The organism is Myroides sp. LJL116, from assembly GCF_054871685.1.
Map to the genome: position 1 here is coordinate 62,657 of NZ_JBTXLR010000008.1, position 22,521 is coordinate 85,177.

A 22,521-nucleotide genomic window follows, 5' to 3' on the forward strand; every position below is an offset into this window, starting at 1 on the left:
AAATCATTATGGAAATAAAGTCTTCAGAACTAATCTTAAATCCGGATGGAAGTATCTATCACCTTAATTTAAGACCGGAGAATATTGCACCAGATATCCTATTTGTTGGTGATCAAGATCGCGTAGATAGAATATCTTCTCATTTTGACTCCATTGAATTTAAAACCCAAAAAAGGGAGTTTAAAACCCATACAGGAACCTACAAAGGAAAACGTTTATCAGTGATATCCACTGGAATAGGTCCGGATAATATTGACATTGTTGTCAATGAAATCGATGCCTTATTTAATATAGATTTCCAAACAAGGACTGTAAAAGAGCAATTAACTAGCGTAAATATAGTAAGAGTTGGAACATCTGGCTCTTTACAAAAAGACATTGAGGTAGATAGTTTTGTTTTATCACAAAGCGGATTGGGATTGGATAATTTAATGCGCTCCTATATTATTAGAGACATTAGCCAAGATCAAATGGAAGATGCTTTTATAGAGCATACAAATTGGGATCTAGCAAAAGGAAGACCTTATATTATTAAAAACAGTAGCGCTTTACAACAGCGCCTGCAAAGTGAACAAACCCATTTAGGAGTAACCGCTACAGCAGGAGGTTTTTATGGACCTCAAGGAAGAGTGTTGCGTTTACCTATAGCTGACCCTTTATTAAATAGTAAAATCGATAGCTTTTTTTACCATGGCCAGCGTATTACTAATTTTGAAATGGAGACTGCAGCTATTTATGGTCTTTGTAAACTATTAGGTCACCATGCTGTATCATTAAATACTATAATCGCTAATAGAGCTGATGGTACATTCTCAAAAGATCCATATAAAGCAGTTGATCGCTTAATAAAATATACCTTAGATCAGTTAACTAAATAACTTTTCTTCTTTCGAAGTACACTCTACCCTAAAAATGACAAAACACCAATCATTTTTAGGGTATTTTTTTATATATATATAAGGAGTACTGCTACCGCTACTCTTTTATATATAGTTTTTCAAAAATATCTTCCCACTATTACAGGTGAAAACTCAAGCATTTTGGGACTTGTATTTAGCCTAGATTAAAATAGCTATTTTACCTATTTAAAAGGCTCAGTTCACTTGAAAATATAAAATTTCACCCAGAATTAGTATAATATTTAACATAAATAAACACTACATACCCCTTTAGTATTACCATATTGAAAATATTTACTATGCTTACATAGTAGTTTACACAATTAATTGTAAAAAAACTGACATAGCAATAGGCTTTTATCTTAAAGAGTGCGTTTTATCACATAAATAACCACATATGGCTTTTTATTAATGATATATTAATATATATACCTACATTTAGGTGCTTAAAATTTTTATTTGAAATGATACAAGAACTTACAAATGTGCAAAGAATAAAATATGCCCCATATTTAGAGCGTATTATTACAGCGGAGCAAGCAGCTCAAATGATCCATGACAAAGCAGTAGTTGGAGCCAGTGGTTTTACAAAAGCTGGAGATAGTAAATCAGTATTACCTGCTTTTGCAGAACGTGCAGCCAATGAAAATGTAGCCATTACTTTGTTAACTGGTGCTTCTTTGGGACAAACTACCGATGCAGACTTAGCTGCAAATAATGCCGTAATTAGAAGAATGCCTTTCCAGGCAGACTCTATTATGAGACACTCCATCAATGATGGCCAAATTAAATATGTGGATCAACATTTAAGTGAGACCATAGAACACCTACAAGAAGGGCATATTCCACAAGTGGAAATTGCTATTATTGAAGCAGCTTATATCGATGAGCAAGGATTTATTATTCCTACAACTTCTATTGGAAACTCTGCATATTTTGCAAGTGTAGCACAAAAAATAATTATTGAGATAAATTCTGCTATGCCTTTAAGTATTGAAGGTATACATGATAATAGTGTTCCAGGTAAATACCCTAATAGAAAGTCTATTGACATTTTAGATGTGAAAGACCGCGTTGGAGAAACCTTTATTCGCATTGATCCCTCTAAAGTAGTAGGGGTTGTTTTTACAGATATTTTAGACTCTCCAGCAGTACTTCCTGAACCAGATACTAAAACAATTGCTATTTCTAAGCACTTATTAAAATTCTTCGAGCAAGAAGTGAAAAAAGGAAATATGGATTATTCCCTACTTCCACTACAAGCAGGTATTGGAAAAGTTGCCAATGCTGTACTTACAGGATTTATCGATGGTCCATTTAGCAATCTTACTATGTATTCTGAAGTACTTCAAGACAGTACATTTGATTTAATTGACGCTGGTAAAATGACCTTTGCATCGGGTTCATCCATCACAGTGACCCAACAATGGTATGATAAGCTAATCAATAACTTAGATAAATACAAAGAACATCTTGTTTTACGTCCACAGAACGTTTCTAACGCTCCTGAGGTAATCCGAAGACTTGGTATTATCGCCATTAATACTGCCATAGAATTTGACATTTATGGAAACGTAAACTCTACGCATATTGGCGGAAATAAAATGATGAATGGAATTGGTGGTTCTGGAGACTTTGCTCGAAATGCCTACTTGAGTATTTTTGTTACCCAATCTGCATCTAAAGACAATAAAATATCTCATGTTTTACCAATGGTATCCCATGTGGACCATACAGAACATGATGTAGATATCTTAGTTACTGACCAAGGTCTAGCTGATTTAAGAGGTCTTTCTCCTAGAGAGCGTGCTGAGGTGATTATTGAGAATTGTGTACACCCAGAATATAAAGAAGAAATAAGAGATTACTACAATAGAGCTAAAGAATTAGGTGGGCATACTCCTCATATTTTAGAGGAAGCTTTTTCTATGCATACTAGATTTAAAAATACAGGCTCAATGAAAGCTTAATTCATGGATAATAAAGGATAAACTAGCATTTAATTTTACTCCCTTTATTTATACCAAACCTATAACGCTTACCAAGGACTATTAAGTGCTTTGTAGGCGTTATTTGCTTTATAACCTCCCCAAAAAGCATCTATTACTCTCCCATTTATGTTAAATACGCATTAATATCTAGGGTAATTAGTGCAATTATTACACTGTTCCCTTGGAGGTTTCACTAAAAAACACACCAAGAGAAATACTTTTAAAGTGATACTTCAAAAATCGTGGTAATTATTTCACAAATTCCAATAATAAAAGCTCTGAAATCAGGTGAAAAAACCAAAAACACTTCCATTGATTTCTCTTATTTAATCAATCCTTTTAGTATATTAGCAAAGCAATGTTAATGAATAAAAAATGACAAAAGTTGAAATTATAGGAGTGCCAGAGCATTTTAATTTGCCTTGGCTAATGTGTATTGAGAATGAAGATTTTACAGACAAAAACATCGATTTAAGATGGAAAGATATCCCTCAAGGAACAGGTAAAATGTGCCAAATGCTTAGGGATAAGCAAGCTGACCTTGCCATTATTCTTTCCGAAGGAATTATAAAGGATATCAGCCAAGGTAACCCATGTGTTATTATCCAAGAATATATTAGTAGTGCACTAATTTGGGGAATCCACGTTGCCCATAATTCTAATTACCAAACTATAGAGGATCTAAAAGGCAAAACCATTGCTATTAGTAGATATGGATCTGGTTCCCATTTAATGGCTATTGTGCACGCTAAACAAATGGGTTGGAATACAGAGGATCTAAAGTTTTTAGTAGTAGATACTCTTGAGGGTGCAATTAGCGCTTTACAAGCTGGAATGGCAGATTACTTTATGTGGGAAAGGTTTATGACACAACCCATTGTTGACCAGGGAATATTTAGAAGAATTGATCAATGTCCTACACCCTGGCCTTCCTTCTTATTAGTTGGTAATAAAGATTTTGTAGAACAAAATCCAACTGTAATTCATGATATTTTACAGGTCATTAACACCACTACAGAGGAATTTAAACACATTCCTAGTATTGATAAAACATTAGCATTAAAATACGATCAAAAAATAGAAGACATACAACAATGGTTAAGCCTAACTACATGGTCTCAAAATCAATTAAGTCAAAAACACTTTGATTTAATCCAAAATCAATTGAAAGATTTAGACCTTATTGAAAAAACCATTTCCTACAAAACCACCGTATTATAAGGTATTTAAACCCTAGTAAAATAAGCTATGCCAAAAGTGCAATCAAATCAATGGTACAAAGGCCTAAGGATTCCAAATCCTTGGGCCAATAGCATTATTTTACTTTTGAATATTTTACTTACCATTCCTTTATTTATCCTAGTACACCAAAATATTACCGATCCACAATGGCCTTGGCACTTAGATAGGGTTTTGCTGTTTTTGGCTATTATAGGTATTTTACAATTTATACTACACAAACTTAAAACTCTACTTTTTTTGGTAGTACTTTTTTATTTGTTAGTGTTTTCTTGGGCTAGCATTTTTGGGGGATATGGTTTTTCGGCAGTTTATGAAGACTATCGAATAATGATCTACAACATGATGCAAACAAGCACTCCCCAAGACATTATCATCAATAAACTATTGCCTTTCCCTAATAAATCAAAAATCACTAAAGCAGTAGAATTTGATAAACCACAAGTCAGAAACTTTGCCTTATTAGCCACTACAAAGCACTTTACTAAAACACCATCTTTTCATCAAAACAGACAATTAATCCAAAGTTTCGCGGTGTTTAAAGAGATAAGAAGTAGATGGAATTATGTCAATGATCCAAGAGGAAGGGAGTATATTGCCACAGCCTCAGAATCACTTATTCACTTTTCAGGAGACTGTGAAGATTACTCGGTGTTAATGGCTGCTAGTCTAAAATCTATTGGAGCAAGTGTACGATTAATACATACCAAGGGCCATATGTATCCAGAATTACTCATTAAAAACACCCAAGAATTAGAACAAGCAATTTATCTGATTAAGGAAGAGTTATTCCCTGATCAAAGTAAGAATAAAGAACTTTTTTATCATCTTGATGACAGAGGCCAAATTTGGCTTAATTTAGACTATACCGCTTCTTATCCAGGAGGACCTTTTATGTCAGAGGAGATTTTAGGCCAACTTACCCTATATTAAGACTTGACTATATTTTTAAAATTCTACTTATCGTTCACCATAAATCCCTTAGCAATTCATTTCATAGGACTAAGGAATAAAGTACTTTTTACTTCTATTCATCTAACAATAAGCACTTTTTAAGGATAATAGTTGGTAGTATCTGTTATTTTTTACTTATATTTGTAGTTAACTATCAAAGACCGCCGAAATTTTATTTAAATAATAAGAAAAAAATTTTTCATGAGAAAAAGCTTAATTTTATTTGGCACAATGGTCCTAATAATGGCATGTAATGCAAAACACAACTTCCAAATCAGCGGAAGTATCCAAGGAATTGAACCTAATACTACGGTTTACTTAGAAAAACTCGATCCCTTTACTAAAAAGATTGTAAAAGTAGATTCTACAAAAGTCAACAATAAAGGATATTTTGAATTCAAATCAAATGTTGACAATGTAGATATGGCATTTATTGCGGTAAAACACTTGGTTCACAAAGCTCCATTTTTCATAGAGCCTGGTAATATCCACCTTACTTATGATTTAAATTCCAATGAAGTTCCACAAGCAACAGGAGCCAAATACAATGATCAATTTATTGCCTATAATGAGAAAATAACCTATTTAACAACTAAGGCAAGTGATTATCACCTTTCTACTCAAGAGGCATACAAAGAAGCGATGGCTCAAAATCAGGTCGACAAAGCAAATGACATTGTTGCTGTTTACGAATCTATAACCAAGGAATTAGCAGATTTTAAAGAGCAGTATCCCCAAGAAAACCCTGGATCAATTGTAAATCTAATTAATTTATACAATGGGCTAAAAACCCCTACACAAGATAAAGAAGTCTATCAAGACCAATGGGAGAAAATAGATATAGAGTTACAAAACACCCCGATTGGTCAAAAAATAATAGGTGATATACAAGCAATGCCAACTATCTTAAATAAAGTTGGACAAAAAGCACCCAATTTTGAAGCTTTAACACCAAAAGGTGAAAAACTATCTTTACAACAAGCCCTTGGAAAGGTAACAATTGTAGATTTCTGGGCAGCTTGGTGTGGACCTTGTCGAGAAGAAAACCCTAATTTAGTGGGTATTTATAACGACTATCACCAAAAAGGTCTAAATATCTTAGGTGTATCCTTAGACAAGGAAGAAGATAAATGGTTAAAGGCTATAAAAGACGATAAACTACCTTGGTTACAAATATCTAACTTAATGTATTTTAAAGATCCTATAGCTAAATTATATGGATTAAAGTCCATACCAGCGACTTTCATCCTAGATAAAGATGGAGTAATCATCGCAAAAGATCTTAGAGGAAAAGAATTACGAGAAAAAATAGCAGAATTATTAGATTAAACACTTTTGTCTAAACGTCCTTAAGGTACTACTAAAATTTTTAGTAGTACCTTTTTTTATAACTAACCTTTTGCTTTTTAGCACTCTACCTTCTTTATTTGTCAAAACTTTTGGATAGCTGCATTTTAAAACCACACTGCTATTCCACTTTAATTATAAAAATACTATGTTTAGTTAATTTGTATCTTTACTCTTGACACGCAATAATTTAAAATCGTATCATGGAGAACTTCAAAAGATTAGCACAAGAATATTTCGGACAACTTACCGATAAAGAACTCGAATTAATTCATGGCTATTTTACCATAGAAAAGCTGAAGAAAAACGACTTTTTCACCTCCGAAAATAAAATTTGCGATAGACTTAGCATCATAAACAAAGGAATATTACGAGTCTACACTTATTGTGAAAATAAAGAAATTACGCAGTGGATTTCTACTGAAAACTCCATAATCACAGAAGTATTAGGCTTCTTTTTCAATCAAGCTAATCGATGGAACATACAAGCATGTTGTGATACAGAGCTATTTACTATAACAAAGACAGATTATCAAAGACTTTGTAAAGAGTTTGATAAATGGAATCAAATAGAAAAAAACTTGCTTGTAAAATGTTTCGCAATGATGGAAAATAGGATTTTCTCCCATTTATGCCTAACAGCCCAAGAGCGATACCAACTGTATTTCGAACAAAATAAAGCATTATTTAACCAGGTGCCTTTACAATATATTGCCTCTATTCTAGGAATGACACCTGAAACCTTCAGTCGAATAAGAAAACAACAAAGTATAAATCCTTGATTTTTGTCAAGAATTTTACTTTTAAAGATGCTGAACTTTGCCTTTTAAAACGTAAGTACCATGAATAAACTTCTGAAGCTCGAACAATTAGGCAACTTTCTTCTTTCCATTGTATTATTTAGCAACTTAGACTACTCTTGGTGGGTATTCCCTGCATGTATCCTATTGCCTGATCTATCGATGATAGGTTATTGTTTCAATGCCAAAACAGGCGCATACCTTTATAATATTTTCCACCATAAATTACTTGCTGTTATTATCTTTAGTGCAGGATTTTACTTCGAAGATTCTGTATTGATGCTAATTGGTATTATATTATTTGGACACTGCGCTATGGATAGGGTGCTTGGCTATGGGTTAAAATACAAGGACAATTTTAAACATACCCATTTAGGTTGGATCCCTACAAAACAGTGAATACTCTCTGTTAAAAATTAAAAGTTTATATGTTATCCTTGACCCCACAAAGAGTGTGAACTTGCAGGGTCCACTCCCGCTTTACCTTGGTAAGGAAGTAGACTTGGTAGCTTTGGGTTGTAAAAAAGCTTAACAATTTAAAAGGGAATCCCTTGAGTAGGTATTTAATTGAGGCAATTACCTAGCAGGTAAAATACCTCTATCTGTTTCTTTACAGCTATATATCTGATTTCTAAAGGGAGTTAGTCATTTATTTTAGATTTATATAAAATTATAGAACATTAATACTGCACTTAGCTTAGTAAATAATTTTAAGTAAATTAGTACTTCAATTTAAACATAAAGCATGTTCGTAAAAACACTTTTTTTTACCCTATTAGGTTGCTCTTTGGGTATGAGTACCTTAGGTCAGTCCATTAACATTCGCGTTAAAACAGCAGCACCTTCTAAGAATGCATCGACTGCCTATTTGCAAATTTTAGATCCTCTTACCAATACCTATAGCATCGTTGATTCGGCTGATCCTAAACAAGGAACCTACCATTTTAAGCTCGATGACGTGCAAAAAAGCATTGCTAGCTTTACCCTAGAAGACCAAAAAAACGTTTTTGTCTTAGATAAAGAAGATGTAGAAGGTTTTGTCAACCTAGACAAACCTTGGGAAAATAACTTTTCCTCGGATAAAGAGAATAGATTACTAAGCCAATTACTTTCTAATTTGGCCAAGCAAACCAATGCTATTCAAGAGTATAGAGCTCGTAATGGGAAGCTCTTTGAAGATGCAGTACAGGAGTCAAATTATGCAAAAATAGATTCTTTGCAAAATGACTTTACCTCTACTTGGAATACATATGTTTCTAACTTAGAATCCACTATAGACCAGCAAATCACAAAATATCCCAATAGTATGGCTTCTTTATTTATTATCTACCAACAACTAGAGGCAGAAAATTTAGACCCCCAAAAAGCCAAGAATTATTACAATTCTTTATCTAAACAAGCCAAAGCAAGTCGTATGGGTATAGCCATAAATAGAATAATTGAGCAAAAAAGTGCTCCTTCCTCTAACGTAGAAACGCAAAATATTGAGCACTTGTCTGTAGAACTAACTAATAACCAACTTTGGAGTGCCAAGAATAATACTAGTGAATTAACGCTTTTCCATTTTTGGGCCTCTTGGTGTGATGCTTGTCAACAGCGCATAGAAACCTTAAAAGAGTTTCACAAAAAAAACAAGGCTAAATCCTTAAACATAATCTCTATTAGTGTTGACTTAAAAGATAGTGAACTACAAGATTACGTAGAAAAAGAAAACTATAACTGGCTACACGCTAAAGAAATAGAGAAATTAATCAATACATTTTACCCCACTGCCATACCTACTATATATGCTGTAGATAAAAATAATAACATCATAGAAATAAACCACTTGGAGCCAGAAGACATGCAGGTTTTACAAGATTATTTAGATCATAAACACTAGTAATATGCACTTTGTTTTATATAGAAGTGGAAATTACTTTTAATTATAGTGTAACATTTCCCCCCTTTATTCGTCTTATAGAATATGAATCCAGATCTAGAAAAAGAATTTGTTAACCAGTTGGATAAAAATCAAAATCTTATCCATAAAATTTGTCGTTTATATGCAAGCGATGATGCTGCGCATAAAGATTTATTCCAGGAAATTTCAATCCAGCTCTGGCATGCGTACCCCAAGTTTAGAGGTGATTCAAAGTTCTCCACTTGGGCCTATAGAGTAGGATTAAATACGGCTATTTCTTTATATAGAAAATCTACCAAACAAGTTCAAACCACAGATATAGATTCTTTTTTATTCAAATTTGAATACCAACAATATGACGAAGAAGAAGAAGAGCAATTAAAAAACATGTATAAGACTATTGCTCAATTAAATGACATTGATAAGGCTTTAATTTTCTTGTATCTAGAAGATAAAAATTACCAAGAAATAGGAGAAACCTTGGGTATTTCCCAAGTCAATGCCCGGGTAAAGATGAATAGAATTAAAAGTAAATTGAAGAAATTATTAAATCCATAAAAGAGCTATATTAAATGAAGGAGCTAGATTTATTAAAAAAGCATTGGAATCAACAAAAAGACTTCCCTAAGGTGTCTCAGGAGCAAATCTCCAAAATGATTCACAAAAAATCCTCTTCTATAGTAAAGTGGATTTTAATCATAAGTATAATAGAATTTATTGTCTTAAATATTCTTTCTCAGTTATCTTGGAGACAGGAAGATTTTAATCAAATAGACAATAAAGTTATATTTTGGATTCTAAGTAATATAGATCTCATATCAGGTGTGGTTTCCCTTGTATTTATAGGATTTTTCTATAAAAATTTTAAAGCAATATCAACCGCTTGTTCTACTAGAGTTTTAATGGAGCAGATACTGCGAACTAAACGAACAGTAAACTACTATATATACTTCAACATTGTTTTTACTTGTTGCTTCTTTTTAATAATCACCCAGCAGGTCTTGGCTAGTAAAAACTACAGCAACGAAAAATATCTTTTCGGCTTAGGAGTAACCCTTGTCACTCTAGGGGTATTTATCGGCTTTATTTGGGTTTACTACCGAATCATTTATGGTTTATTAATCAAGCGATTAATGAAGAACTATAGAGAACTACAAAAAATAGAACAATAGAGAGGTAAATGCGGCAATTTTGCCGTAAATTGTGCCTTATATCGGTTTATAAAAATGACAATTACACAATTAATATATGCTATAGCAGTAGCAGAGCATAAGAACTTTACTTTAGCTGCTGAAAAAACTTTCGTTACTCAACCTACTTTAAGTATGCAAATACAAAAATTAGAGGAGGAATTAGGAGTATTAATATTCGATAGAAGTATTAAGCCAATACAACTAACTTCTATAGGAGAAATTATTATAAAACAAGCCAAAACTATTGTTAGTGAGTCAGATCGAATCAAAGATTTGATTGATCAAGAAAAAGGTTTTGTAGGAGGAGTCTTTAAACTTGGTATCATTCCCACAGTTAGCCCTACTCTACTTCCAATGTTTTTGAAAACTTTTTTAAATAAATACCCAAAGGTTAATTTAATCATAGAAGAGTATACCACGCAAGAAATACTTGTAAAGTTGCGCAATGGTCATCTAGATGCTGCTATTGTAGCCACCCCGTTACAAGAGGCAGACATGGTAGAGAAAGTATTGTATTATGAACCTTTTGTAGGTTATATCCCTGCCGAATTCAAAAAAGATTTACCAAAGCAAATTACTCCGGAAGACTTAGATTTAGAAAACCTACTTCTATTACAAGAAGGCCACTGTTTTAGGGATGGAATTATTAATATCTGTAGTACTACTCTAGAAAAATCTTCAAGGCATTTTACCCTTGAGAGCGGAAGTTTTGAAACTTTAATCAATCTATCTAAAGAAGGTCTAGGTTATACGCTTTTACCGTATTTGCACACTATGATGCTTCCAAAAGAAGACAAAACCAATTTAATAGAGTTCAAAGACCCTAAACCCGCCAGAGAAATTAGTCTATTACATACAAAAGATGAACTAAAACTTCAGATTGTAACAGCCTTGTACGATGTTATCTTAAGTGTTATTAAAGGAGCTATCGTATTTGGAGATGTAAAGATTATCTCCCCAAAAAAGAAATAAAACAAAATATTTTGCTTTAAAATAAAAAGCCCCACCTAGAATTAGGTGGGGCTTTTCTATTTTAATATCGACTACTTAACATCTATGGTCCACTGAATACCACTAATATCAGTCAATAGTAATGTCTTAGCATTGTCTGTGACTCCATTGTCCATATGTAAATTAAGCACTGCTTTGGCTCCTAAAGGAATAATTAAACTATGGGCTCCAGGCTTAATTTTTGCCACATAAATGTTCTCTATTCTAGAAGGATCCATCGTGGAAAGCGCCTGAGTATCCCAAACCTGTATTTTCTGCCCCTGCTCATCTAAAAGAGCTATCTCAAATAAAAACGAACCATACACGTCGGCTCCTTGGGTACGATACACTTGGAAGTAAAGTTGTTCATTATCTACCCTAACATGAGATAACTCTAATTTTGGTCGTACACTTTTATTATGTAAAGTTCCATAAACTCCACCGTGAAAAACTTGATTGGTGTAAAGAGTTAAAAATAAAATGGCAAAAGAACCTACAAAAACAACTGTTTTTAGATGCCTAATAGGTAGAACTCCCGAACCAATTATACCAAATAATTTATTTTGAGTGAAAGTCGCTTTTTTACTTTCGAAATAATGATCCAAAGAACCATACCCCCCTCCACTTAAAAATAGAATGAATCCAGTAGCAACCCCTAAGGACCCTATTTGCCATTCATCCAGGCATGTAGTACCAATCCATCCTGAGCCCAATAAAATACCCATTGCTAGGCACATTACTCCAACAGACATTAAACGGGTAAATAGACCAAGCATAATAAATAAGCCCACTACAGCCTCTACAATAGTAAAAATAGCCATAGCCCACCATAACTGCTCGGGATGGGTTACCAAATGTTCTATAAGAGGTTTTATAAACAGTGCATTAGGCAAAAAGTGATTAAACTTCTCCCCAATATATCCCATTTCTGTTTCTATTAGTTTATTATCTAAGACAAGACGCCTCCAAAAAGCGGAAAAATAAGTCCACCCTACTACTAAACGAATAGCTAGGGTAAAAAATCCAGCAGCCGTATAGGACTGCTTATTAAAGTACTGCATGAGTAAAAATTAAAAGGTATATATTCAAATTGTATTATAAATAGAGAGTTATAATACGATACAGAGCTTTAATTTTTGAAATAACACATATAAGGGAGGTTTATTATCTACTATAAAAGTACGATAAAATAAGCCAGCTGCTACTATAGCAAAAGGATAGGCTACTACCTTGGTTGGTTTACTTCCTAAGGAATTTCCACTATTAAGTCTTATACTATTTGTAGTAGAACTTAAAGAACCATTTTCTAAATAACTTATACAACTTGTTCTTTGGTTATTAAGAGAAAGAGCTTTACTTCCACTTAATGGTTTATCTACAGAAGAAAAACTAGAAAACACGAGATTCATTTTAGCAGAACAGCCAATGGTAGAAAACACAATAAGTACTATCCATAAATAGCACTGTATTTTCTTATAATGGGAACTCTGTAAAAATCGCTGGTTTAACAATGGTTTTGTTTTTGAATACCACAAACATATCCCTTTTTAAAGCCTTAACCTGCTTAAAAATGCTAATAAAACTTTAAAATTACAATTGCAAAACTATTAGAAAACCTTGCCACATCTAGTTTAATGCAAAACTATCCATCACATAACAAGTATAAGTTTAAAATAACATACAATTTCATATCTTATATTTATTTTTATTCTATATTTGTAGAACAACAACTACAAACATAGATATGAAAACATTTAGATTTATTTTTTTTAGTATAGTTGTACTCTTTTTACAAAGCTGTGCTATTAATCAAAAAGATGGCATCCAAAAAAAAGGAAAGTGGGTTTACCAAAGTACCTTAAGTCCTGATTTAAGCGAAATTATAAAAGGAAGATATGACAAAAAGGGAGAACAAAAAGGCACTTGGAAGACAAAGCATAATAATAAGCTAGTTAAAAAAGAGCGCTTTATAAAAAACAAAGTCCTCATCTATTATTATCACCCCAATGGAAAAATAGAACGCAAAGGTCAAGGGTTTTTTAGCCATATTGGCCCCCAATCCAGGTTTTACTACCAGGGAATATGGTTCCTTTATAATACTAAAGGAGAATTAATACAAACCAACTATTATAAACAAGGCAAATTAGAACAACAAAATATAGTACATAATGATCAAGTTACCACCAAGTGAAGAACAACTAATGCAATACATATGGGAGTTAAAAACTGCTTACACCAAAGACATTGTAAGTAAATATCCAAACCCTAAACCAGCCCCAACCACTATATCTACCCTACTTAAGCGATTAAATGAAAAAGGTTTTATCACCTATATTACCAATGGTACATCTAGGGAGTATACCCCTTTAATTAAAAAAGAGGATTACTTTGAAGTGCATTTAAGCCAACTAGTTAAAAACCACTTTAAAGATTCGTTCTTAAACTTAGCGAGTTTTTTTACAAAAAAAAATAAACTTAGTACCCAAGAGCTCCAAGAGTTGGAAAAAATCATACAGCAACAACTTAAAGATCAAAAGCCATGATTGTATATTGGATAAAGTCAACCCTACTACTTTTAGTATTTTTAGTAATGTACTACCTGTTTTTAGAAAATAAACCAATACATACCTTCAAAAGGTATTATTTGTTAAGCTCCCTTGTTATAGCCTTAATTGGCCCATGGTTTATTATCCCTTTACAAATAAATACTCCCCTTTCTAGTGAAGTATTACAAGAGATAACCTACCTTAGTTTGACACCTTTAAGCACTAGGCAAACTGCTAGTTTCCCTTTAGATAGTATTGTACTATGGGGATATGTACTTATAAGTGCTATTTTACTTTGTAATTTAGCATATCAGATCTATCATTTAATCCAACTCTCTAATAAGAGTACCATCGTCTACTTAAAAGGTCAACGATTTGCAATATCCAATCAAATTCAGAGCCCATTTAGCTTTTACTCCACAATTTATCTCCCACTAGATATTGAACTTAACTGGAATAATCCAATTATACAACATGAGCTAGAGCATGTTAAGCAAAAACACACTGTTGATATCATAATAATAAACCTATTAAAGGCTTTATTTTGGTTAAACCCACTTTTTTATTTATACCAAAGAGCAATTACTTTAAATCATGAGTTTTTAGCCGATGCTCCATTTAGCAAGGATAAGCAATTGACCCAGCAATATCTTGAGCTATTATTACAACAAAGCTCGACAAATAGACATAGCCAATTGTGTAGCTCCTTTTACTTCCGATTAACCAAAAAACGCATAAATATGATCTTTAATAACAAAAAGCCGTTTAAAGGCAAATGGCTAATTACTTTAGCCTTTGCAATTGCTATGCCACTAACTTGCTTAAGTATACTAGCTCAACCTAGCCCAGAATTAGTTATTCCAACCCTTAATCAAGGTGATCAAAATCCTAGTTTTCCTGGTGGAATGCAAGAGTTTCGTAATTTACTTATGCAAAACATAGAGTATGATCTAAAGAATGGTCCCCAGAGAATAATACTAAAATTTACTGTAGAAGCAAATGGAGAGGTAACTAATATTTCTAGTATAAACCCTACAAATGATGCCTTAGCTTCACAAGCTATACAAAGTTTGAAACAAATGCCTAACTGGAATCCGAAAATTGAAAATGGACAAGCAGTAGCTAGCGAATTCTTTTTACCTATCGCATTTAGAGCTACAGAATAAAAATAAGTCCTTTATTATACCGCTGTTTTCAAGATATACTAATTAAAAAACGCTTATAAGTTTAACTTATAAGCGTTTTCTCTATTGTTTAGATAACTTCTTTGCTCCTATTTTAAGCAAAGCAATTTATATCTGTCTATCTTTTAAAGAAAGAATTATTTTAATTCTTCTTTATCTTTTACCACTAAACGGAATCCTTCACCGTGAATGTTTAAAATCTCAACACTCTCGTCTTGTTTAAGGTACTTTCTTAATTTAGCGATGTAAACGTCCATACTACGAGAAGTAAAGTAGTTATCATCTCTCCAAATCTTAGTTAAAGCTACCTCACGTGGCATTAAGTCATTCTCGTAAATAGCTAACATTTTTAATAATTCGTTTTCTTTTGGAGAAAGTTTAATTGGCTCGTCATTCTCAAAAGTTAAGAATCTAAGTTTTGAATTTAAATGGAATTTTCCAATTTGGAATTCAAATTTAGTGTTATCTGTTTTAATTTCTGAAGATTTTCTATGAATGATGGCTTTAATTTTCATAAGTAATACTTCAGAGTCAAACGGTTTATTTAGATAATCATCCGCTCCTACTTTATATCCTTTTAAAACGTCCTCTTTCATTGACTTGGCTGTCAAGAAAATAATAGGCACTTCCTTATTTTTATCACGGATCTCCTTGGCTAGAGTAAACCCATCTTTATAAGGCATCATTACGTCTAAAATACATAAGTTGTAAGTATCGCGTTTGAATTTCTCAAACCCTTCCATACCGTTCTTTGCTAAAGTAACCTCAAAATCATTAATGGCTAAATAATCTTTTAAGATAGCTCCGAAGTTTGGATCATCCTCAACTAATAGAATTTTTTTGTTGTTTGTTGTTTCCATGTTATATATAATTAATTTATTAATGGCATTTTAATGATGAAAGTACTTCCTTTTCCTTTTTCACTCTCTACGTAAACTTGAGAATTCAGTACCTCAACAATTTGCTGCACATAAGCTAGACCTAAACCATGTCCTTTCACATTGTGTAAATCTCCTGTATGCTCGCGATAGAATTTATCAAAAATTCTCTTTTGTGCATTTTTGCTCATTCCCACCCCGTTATCTTTGATTTTAATTAATATAAAATCTTTGACATTTTCCGTACTTACTTCAATAACTGGATGTTCTGAAGAGTACTTAATTGCATTATCTAGTATATTAACTATAACGCTTGTTAGGTGGAAGTTATTGCCTAGAACATCGGTTCTTCTTGCATCTAAATGAAGATTTATTTCTCCTCCTCTATCCTGCACTATTAACCCTACATGATCTACTGCATTTTCTATAATCTCATGAACATCCACTGGCTCTTTTTCTACATCAAACTCTCTTCTTTCTAATTTAGAAATCTGCAAGACGTTTTCAACCTGGGCATGCATTCGTTTATTTTCTTCTCTTATCATGCGTAGATATCTCTCCACTTTTTCTGGATCACCTATGACTTTTGGGTTTCGTATGGCATCTAAAGCTAAATTAATTGTAGCAATAGGTGTCTTAAACTCATGGGTCATATTGTTGATGAAATCCGTTTTAATTTCTGAAATAGCTTTTTGAGTAATAAGCTGATTAATAGCACTTAAATAAGCTGCAATAATCACTACCGTAAACAAGATAGATAAGAAGGTGATTCCAATTAAAGAAGAGAAAAGATATTTACTTTTCTCAGGAAAAGTAATATACAATTGATATTTACTTTTTCCTTGGTTATCCATTAGAATTGGTACTCCATAGGAGGAACCTTCTTCATAAACAAAGTCTTCTGACTTTATTTTTGTTGCTAAACCTTTATTGTAAACACCAAATTCAAATTTCGCATTCACTCCATATTGATGTAATTCATTTTGTAACAACTCTTGCAAGAGTTCTTTTGAAATCCTTTCATCTATACTTCTAAGGGCAACTATATCTTTAAAATAAATCTCAAACTGAGCTTTATCTAAAATATCTAAATTTCCTGTTTGCTCGGTAATCTCATCAGGATAGTTTTGCTGTAAGGAATTTTGGTCGAAACCATCTCCTTTATAAATCTCTGTTTTTCGTTTAGAAACCAGATTTTTAATTTTCAAACTATCCGAAGCCTTTTTATCAAAAAGCGAGCTCTTTATATTATAATCCTCTAAAATTAGAGTATTTGAATAAAAGACCTGCTCATTGGTAGCCGGATTCCTCTCCACAATCAAGTATTGTTTTAACTCACTTTGCTTGGGAGCTGTTCCAATACTATCTTTTAGTTCGTTATATAGCTTATAGAATTCAGTAGCCTCATTTTGCTGAATGGTATTGGCCACATTTCCTATAACCTGTTGAACATGGTATTTAAACTGTTCTTCATTGTTATTATAGGAGCTTATGATCCAATATAGCTGAACTACTATAATACCTATCAAGGAAAAACTCATGATAGCTACTAACAAACGAAACTTTATCTTATTCATCAAACTTCAAAATTAACATTAAAATAAATATCTAATATATCAATTAACATAAAATTAACCAATCAAAATGAAACATCTTCATTTTTAATACGATTTACAATACATTTTACTTGTTCTTTTACTAAATTTATATCAACATTCTCAATAATATAATCACTTAATGGGATTTTACTCACATCTTCTAACTGATTATTCATAATTTGTCGAATATTGTCACTAGAGACTTTGTCCCTTTTCATAACTCTTTGAATACGTACTTCTTCGGGTGCAACCACTAAAATTACCATATCACAATCCTTATGTAATTGCTTCTCAAACAAAATTGCAGACTCCTTCAAGACAAAACTTTGATCTTTATGAGAGTCCACCCATTTTAAAAAATCTTCTTTTACTAAAGGATGTACAATATTATTTAACTTTTCTAGTAAAACCTTATCCTCAAATACCAAATTACGGATAATTTGGCGGTCTAATTTACCGTTGTCGTCTAATACGTTTTGCTCAAAGGCTTCTTGTACCAAAGTAGCAACCGTACTAGACTCCATTATATCCTTAGCTCTATCATCTGAAATATAGACTGGTACCCCATGATCCATAAAAAGCTTAGCAACCGTGGTCTTACCACTACCTATTCCTCCAGTTAATCCTACTATTTTAGTTTTCATTCTCTTTTATTTAAAAAACATCTCTGGCATGGCAATCTCTGGCTTCTTTTTAAGAATAAAAATCTTATAATATCCTATAGCAAAACCCTTGGCATAACCATAAAATTGCACTAGTGTAGCTAAAACGGCCAAAAAGCCTATTCCTAGGTTTTTTTCCTTTATGCTTGCGCTGATAAAAATAAGCAATAAATAAAGTACATAACACAAAATGGGGAAATAAAATCCTAAAAACATAGAAAATAAACTACAAATTAGCCCAAATGTGAATACAAGTGGAAACCAATAGGTAATTTTGTCATATAAAGGATAACGTTTATTCAAAATTGGACGTGCTTTTCCGAATTTATTTACCTGGATATAAAATTTAGACCAATCAATTCTTCGTTTATGGTATACAAAGGCTTTGGGAAACAACTCAGATTCAAATCCCAAGTTCCACAAACGAATCGCTAAATCTGGGTCTTCCCCTGGATGGATTTTTCCAAAACCATTACTTCTCAGGAAAGCTTTTTTAGAAATACCCATATTAAAACTCCTTGGTTGAAATTTACCAATTCTCTGACTAGCACCTCGAATACCACCTGTAGTAAGAATAGAAGTCATACTGAAATTAATAGCCTTTTGTACGTTTGAAAAACTAGACAAGGCTGCATCTGGTCCACCAAAGCAATCCACGTATTTCTGCTGCAAGTACCCTTGAACTTCCTCCAAATAATTTTCCGGTATAATACAATCCGAATCTAGTATAATGAAATAATCTCCTTTGGCTTTTTGCATACCATAATTTCTAGAATCACCAGGTCCAGAATTGGCTTTATAATAATAGCTTATATCTAATTTTTCGGCATATTTTTTCACCACTTCTTCTGATGAAATTTTAGAACCATCCTCTACAATTACTACTTCAAATTCTCCTTTAAAGTTTTGCTGGGTTAAGCTATGTAAAAGCTCATCGATCTCTAAAGGGCGGTTATAAACCGGCACTATAAAGGAATAATACATTTTTAGTTTTTTTACAATACGATAACAAAAATATCGTTAAGTATTGTAATACGAAAATACATTGTTATATTTATAACTACTTATTTTTATAAACATGTTATTTTTGACTAAAAAATAAGCTAATCTACAAAAGCATGAGTAAAATTAACATCCTATGGGTGGATGACGAAATAGACTTACTAAAACCTCACATATTATTTTTAGAAAAGAAAAACTATCTTGTAACTACCTCAACCAATGGACAAGACGCTATCGAACTATTTAAAAACAACTCCTATGACATTGTTTTTTTAGATGAGAATATGCCTGGTTTATCGGGACTTGAAACATTAGCGGAGATAAAAAGCATAAAAAACACCACTCCTATTATAATGATCACTAAAAGTGAAGAAGAATCTATTATGGAGGAGGCTATTGGTGCAAAAATATCCGATTACCTTATAAAACCGGTAAATCCACACCAAATCCTTCTAAGTTTGAAAAAAAATTTAGAGGATTCGCGATTGATTTCAGAGAAGTCAACGGTGAGTTACCAAAGAGAGTTTCGAAATATTTCCTTAGACCTAATGGAAGCTAGGTCCTATCAAGATTGGATTTCTATTTATAAGAAATTGCTTTTTTGGGAACAAAAACTTGAAGATATTGAGGATCAGAATCTAGTAGATATATTAGAAGGCCAACGTCAAGAGGCCAATAACCTATTTGGTAAATTTGTAGAGAAAAACTATGCTCATTGGATAAACAATCCAGATGATAGCCCTGTATTTTCTCATCAAATCTTTAGAAAATGGGTTGCACCAGAACTAAAAAAACAGGATTCCAAAGTACTATTTATGGTCATTGACAATCTACGCTATGACCAGTGGCTAGCTTTTGAACCTATAGTGAACAATCATTATAAAACCCAAGAACAACATAGCTTTTTTTCGATTTTACCTTCTGCTACACAATATGCTAGGAATGCTATCTTCTCAGGCTTAACCCCCTTACAAATGAGCGAGCAATTACCTCAATATTGGAAGAACGATACAGATGAAGGCGGAAAAAATCTATTTGAAGAAGAATTCCTTCAAGAACAACTAAAAAGGTTACGTCTTGATATCAAAAACCAATACTATAAAATTACCAATCATAAAGATGGAAAAAAATTAGCGGATAGCTTAAAAAGTCTAAAAGACAACAAATTAATTACAATTGTATATAATTTCGTAGATATGCTTTCCCATGCTAAAACGGAAATGGAAGTAATTAAAGAACTGGCCTCTAATGATAAGGCTTACCGTTCCTTAACATTGAGTTGGTTTAAAAACTCTCCTCTATTGGAGATTATCCAACAAGCGCAACATGCCGGTTACAAATTGATTATCACCACCGATCATGGTACAATCAATTGCAAAAACCCTTCAAAGGTTATTGGAGATAAAAACACTAGTTTAAATTTAAGATATAAGACAGGAAAATCCCTATCCTATGACTCCAAAGATGTTTATGCGGTAAAAAATCCTAAAAATATCCAACTACCTAGTATTAATTTAAGCAGTTCCTTTATTTTTGCAAAAAGCGATTACTTTTTAGCATACCAAAATAATTTTAATTATTATGCTTCCTATTTTAAAAACACCTATCAACATGGTGGGATTTCTTTAGAAGAATTAATCGTGCCCTTTATTATTTTAAACCCTAAATAAAATGGAAATTATCTTTAATTTACAAGATATTGAACAAACTGCTCGTGAAGTACTACAAAACTTAGAGCACAAAATAGTAATTTTCGACGCACCAATGGGAGCAGGAAAAACAACCTTTATTAAAGCTTTATGTAAAGAATTAGGAGTAACGGAACCTACTAGTAGCCCAACTTTTTCTATTGTAAACCAATACCATAGTCAAGATAAATCCAATACCATATATCACTTTGATTTATATAGATTAGAACAAGAAGAAGAAGCTTATGATATGGGTATGGAAGAGTACCTAGATTCTGGAGCATGGTGTTTTATTGAATGGCCTGAGAAAACTCCTACCATAATTCCAGAGAAACATGCTAGAATTCAGCTAAGCCTAACACCAGAAGGCTCAAGAAAACTATTGCTTGAAAATTTTTAAATAAATATCCCTATGTCTGTAACTACCCCTTTTTCTAAAAGAGATCTAATTCCACAGGAAGAACGTCTTTTCATACATAAATCACAAAGTGAATTACTTATAGGCATTCCTAAAGAACAACTTTCCAAGGATAAAAGAGTATGTATCACCCCTGAGGCAGTACAAACTCTTGTTAACCATGGTCATAGTATCATAGTAGAGTCTCAAGCAGGCATAGGGGCAAATTACTCCGATTTAGAATACAGTAAAGCCGGCGCTGAAATTACTCAAGATAGTAAAAAGGTATTAGCATGCCCTACTTTAGTAATGGTAACCCCGCCGACTTTAGAACAAATTAAACACATTGCACCAAATACCACTATTTGGTCTTCTATACAATTAAAAACACTAGACACCTCCTATTTTCAAGCATTAGCAAAGAAGAAAATATCGGCTATCGCTTTGGATTTCATTCAAGATAACAATGGTACCTATATTGCCTCGTCTTCTCTTAGTGAAATAGCGGGAGTGTCCTCTGTTCTTATTGCTTCTGAATTAATGACAACTACCAATAATGGTAAAGGTCTTTTATTTGGTAATATTACAGGAGTTTTCCCAACGGAAGTAGTCATTCTAGGAGCAGGTATAGTAGCAGAGTTTGCTGCAAAAACAGCACTTGGACTAGGAGCAAATGTCAAAGTATTTGACAACTCATTACAACGTCTAAGGCGTTTACAAAACAACCTACCTAGTTTAATTACCACCTCTACTTTACACGACAAGCTCCTTTTAAAGGCACTTATGCGTTGTGATGTAGCTATTGGAGCAATCAGAGGCACTAACCGATCGCCAATTGTGGTAAATAAAACCATGGTAGAAAACATGAAACAAGGCTCGGTGATTATTGATGTTTCTATTGATAATGGTGGGTGTTTTGAAACCTCAGAACTAACCACTCATGAAAACCCTATTGTGGTGAAAAATGGAGTAATCCATTATGGAGTGCCCAATATTACTTCTAGATATAGTAAAACTGCCTCACAAGCAATGAGTAATATTCTAACCCCTTTATTAATAGAATATGCTCAAAATGGGGAAATAAAAGGTGCTTTACATAACAACTCTCCTATTAAAACAGGTATCTACTGCTATAAAGGACTAATTACTAATCAAAGTGTAGCTAAGTGGTTTAATCTAGAATACAAAGACCTATTGCTCTTCAGCTTTTAAAATTTTGATAAATGATTAGTTTTACACTTTTCATTTAG

23 protein-coding genes are annotated in these 22,521 nt (G+C 32.8%); 17 read left to right on the forward strand and 6 right to left on the reverse strand.

The genetic code is table 11. The features are described 5' to 3' along the window. Positions 1 to 8 precede the first annotated feature (8 nt). The 11 genes from ACYSNM_RS07495 to ACYSNM_RS07545 all read left to right on the forward strand — a co-directional run bounded on the left by ACYSNM_RS07495 (position 9) and on the right by ACYSNM_RS07545 (position 11,298). Entirely contained in the window at positions 9 to 878 is an 870-nt protein-coding gene (locus ACYSNM_RS07495; protein ID WP_461756323.1) for a nucleoside phosphorylase, read from the forward strand. Positions 879 to 1,363: 485 nt separating this feature from the next. Further along, positions 1,364 to 2,869: a succinate CoA transferase gene (locus ACYSNM_RS07500; protein ID WP_461756324.1), complete on the forward strand. Its 1,506-nt coding sequence runs from the start codon at positions 1,364 to 1,366 to the stop codon at positions 2,867 to 2,869. 396 nt (positions 2,870 to 3,265) lie between these two features. Continuing rightward, positions 3,266 to 4,111, forward strand: a complete 846-nt coding sequence (locus ACYSNM_RS07505) for a substrate-binding domain-containing protein (protein WP_461756325.1) — start codon at positions 3,266 to 3,268, stop codon at positions 4,109 to 4,111. A 27-nt stretch (positions 4,112 to 4,138) separates the two neighbouring features. Next, a complete protein-coding gene (locus ACYSNM_RS07510; RefSeq protein ID WP_461756326.1) occupies positions 4,139 to 5,062 on the forward strand; it encodes a transglutaminase-like domain-containing protein in 924 nt (307 codons plus the stop codon). A gap of 222 nt (positions 5,063 to 5,284) precedes the next feature. After that, a complete protein-coding gene (locus tag ACYSNM_RS07515; protein WP_461756327.1) occupies positions 5,285 to 6,412 on the forward strand; it encodes a redoxin domain-containing protein in 1,128 nt (375 codons plus the stop codon). Between the two features lie 221 nt (positions 6,413 to 6,633). Then, complete coding sequence (locus tag ACYSNM_RS07520) at positions 6,634 to 7,212, forward strand: Crp/Fnr family transcriptional regulator (RefSeq protein WP_461756328.1); 579 nt, start codon at positions 6,634 to 6,636, stop codon at positions 7,210 to 7,212. Between the two features lie 60 nt (positions 7,213 to 7,272). Next, positions 7,273 to 7,629, forward strand: a complete 357-nt coding sequence (locus ACYSNM_RS07525; protein ID WP_461756329.1) for a DUF4260 domain-containing protein — start codon at positions 7,273 to 7,275, stop codon at positions 7,627 to 7,629. Positions 7,630 to 7,975: 346 nt separating this feature from the next. Continuing rightward, on the forward strand, positions 7,976 to 9,112 hold the full coding sequence (locus ACYSNM_RS07530; protein WP_461756330.1) for a thioredoxin family protein: 1,137 nt from the start codon (positions 7,976 to 7,978) through the stop codon (positions 9,110 to 9,112). 84 nt (positions 9,113 to 9,196) lie between these two features. Next, on the forward strand, positions 9,197 to 9,691 hold the full coding sequence (locus ACYSNM_RS07535; RefSeq protein WP_461756331.1) for an RNA polymerase sigma factor: 495 nt from the start codon (positions 9,197 to 9,199) through the stop codon (positions 9,689 to 9,691). A 14-nt stretch (positions 9,692 to 9,705) separates the two neighbouring features. Beyond that, entirely contained in the window at positions 9,706 to 10,305 is a 600-nt protein-coding gene (locus tag ACYSNM_RS07540) for a hypothetical protein (RefSeq protein ID WP_461756332.1), read from the forward strand. A 54-nt stretch (positions 10,306 to 10,359) separates the two neighbouring features. Further along, positions 10,360 to 11,298 carry a LysR family transcriptional regulator gene (locus tag ACYSNM_RS07545; RefSeq protein ID WP_461756333.1) on the forward strand — a complete coding sequence of 313 codons (939 nt, stop codon included), beginning with the start codon at positions 10,360 to 10,362 and terminating at the stop codon, positions 11,296 to 11,298. A gap of 71 nt (positions 11,299 to 11,369) precedes the next feature. On the opposite strand, the gene ACYSNM_RS07550 is transcribed toward ACYSNM_RS07545, so the two are convergent. Continuing rightward, positions 11,370 to 12,377, reverse strand: coding sequence for a TQO small subunit DoxD (locus ACYSNM_RS07550; RefSeq protein WP_461756334.1), 1,008 nt, complete (start codon positions 12,375 to 12,377; stop codon positions 11,370 to 11,372). A 48-nt stretch (positions 12,378 to 12,425) separates the two neighbouring features. Next, a complete protein-coding gene (locus ACYSNM_RS07555) occupies positions 12,426 to 12,851 on the reverse strand; it encodes a hypothetical protein (RefSeq protein WP_461756335.1) in 426 nt (141 codons plus the stop codon). Between the two features lie 209 nt (positions 12,852 to 13,060). Between ACYSNM_RS07555 and ACYSNM_RS07560 the strand changes: the two genes are divergently transcribed. The 3 genes from ACYSNM_RS07560 to ACYSNM_RS07570 are packed head-to-tail and all read left to right on the forward strand — an operon-like array spanning position 13,061 to position 15,028. After that, positions 13,061 to 13,507: a hypothetical protein gene (locus tag ACYSNM_RS07560; protein WP_461756336.1), complete on the forward strand. Its 447-nt coding sequence runs from the start codon at positions 13,061 to 13,063 to the stop codon at positions 13,505 to 13,507. After that, positions 13,485 to 13,859 carry a BlaI/MecI/CopY family transcriptional regulator gene (locus ACYSNM_RS07565; RefSeq protein ID WP_461756337.1) on the forward strand — a complete coding sequence of 125 codons (375 nt, stop codon included), beginning with the start codon at positions 13,485 to 13,487 and terminating at the stop codon, positions 13,857 to 13,859. The genes ACYSNM_RS07560 and ACYSNM_RS07565 overlap by 23 nt, the downstream gene beginning before the upstream one ends. Beyond that, positions 13,856 to 15,028, forward strand: coding sequence for a M56 family metallopeptidase (locus ACYSNM_RS07570; RefSeq protein WP_461756338.1), 1,173 nt, complete (start codon positions 13,856 to 13,858; stop codon positions 15,026 to 15,028). The genes ACYSNM_RS07565 and ACYSNM_RS07570 overlap by 4 nt, the downstream gene beginning before the upstream one ends. A gap of 155 nt (positions 15,029 to 15,183) precedes the next feature. On the opposite strand, the gene ACYSNM_RS07575 is transcribed toward ACYSNM_RS07570, so the two are convergent. The 4 genes from ACYSNM_RS07575 to ACYSNM_RS07590 all read right to left on the reverse strand — a co-directional run bounded on the left by ACYSNM_RS07575 (position 15,184) and on the right by ACYSNM_RS07590 (position 19,168). Next, positions 15,184 to 15,906 carry a response regulator transcription factor gene (locus ACYSNM_RS07575; RefSeq protein WP_461754669.1) on the reverse strand — a complete coding sequence of 241 codons (723 nt, stop codon included), beginning with the start codon at positions 15,904 to 15,906 and terminating at the stop codon, positions 15,184 to 15,186. An 11-nt stretch (positions 15,907 to 15,917) separates the two neighbouring features. Beyond that, entirely contained in the window at positions 15,918 to 17,501 is a 1,584-nt protein-coding gene (locus tag ACYSNM_RS07580; protein WP_461754668.1) for a sensor histidine kinase, read from the reverse strand. 62 nt (positions 17,502 to 17,563) lie between these two features. Beyond that, on the reverse strand, positions 17,564 to 18,166 hold the full coding sequence (coaE, locus tag ACYSNM_RS07585; protein WP_461756339.1) for a dephospho-CoA kinase: 603 nt from the start codon (positions 18,164 to 18,166) through the stop codon (positions 17,564 to 17,566). A 6-nt stretch (positions 18,167 to 18,172) separates the two neighbouring features. Beyond that, positions 18,173 to 19,168, reverse strand: coding sequence for a glycosyltransferase family 2 protein (locus tag ACYSNM_RS07590; protein WP_461756340.1), 996 nt, complete (start codon positions 19,166 to 19,168; stop codon positions 18,173 to 18,175). A 134-nt stretch (positions 19,169 to 19,302) separates the two neighbouring features. Here ACYSNM_RS07590 and porX point away from each other — a divergent pair, with 134 nt between their 5' ends. Genes porX through ACYSNM_RS07605 form a run of 3 tightly spaced genes read left to right on the forward strand, consistent with a single transcriptional unit; the run spans position 19,303 to position 22,483 of the window. Then, positions 19,303 to 20,856 carry a T9SS response regulator signal transducer PorX gene (gene porX, locus ACYSNM_RS07595; protein WP_461756341.1) on the forward strand — a complete coding sequence of 518 codons (1,554 nt, stop codon included), beginning with the start codon at positions 19,303 to 19,305 and terminating at the stop codon, positions 20,854 to 20,856. A gap of 1 nt (position 20,857) precedes the next feature. Next, positions 20,858 to 21,274 carry a tRNA (adenosine(37)-N6)-threonylcarbamoyltransferase complex ATPase subunit type 1 TsaE gene (tsaE, locus tag ACYSNM_RS07600; RefSeq protein WP_461756342.1) on the forward strand — a complete coding sequence of 139 codons (417 nt, stop codon included), beginning with the start codon at positions 20,858 to 20,860 and terminating at the stop codon, positions 21,272 to 21,274. A 12-nt stretch (positions 21,275 to 21,286) separates the two neighbouring features. Continuing rightward, on the forward strand, positions 21,287 to 22,483 hold the full coding sequence (locus ACYSNM_RS07605; RefSeq protein WP_461756343.1) for an alanine dehydrogenase: 1,197 nt from the start codon (positions 21,287 to 21,289) through the stop codon (positions 22,481 to 22,483). Positions 22,484 to 22,521 lie beyond the last annotated feature (38 nt).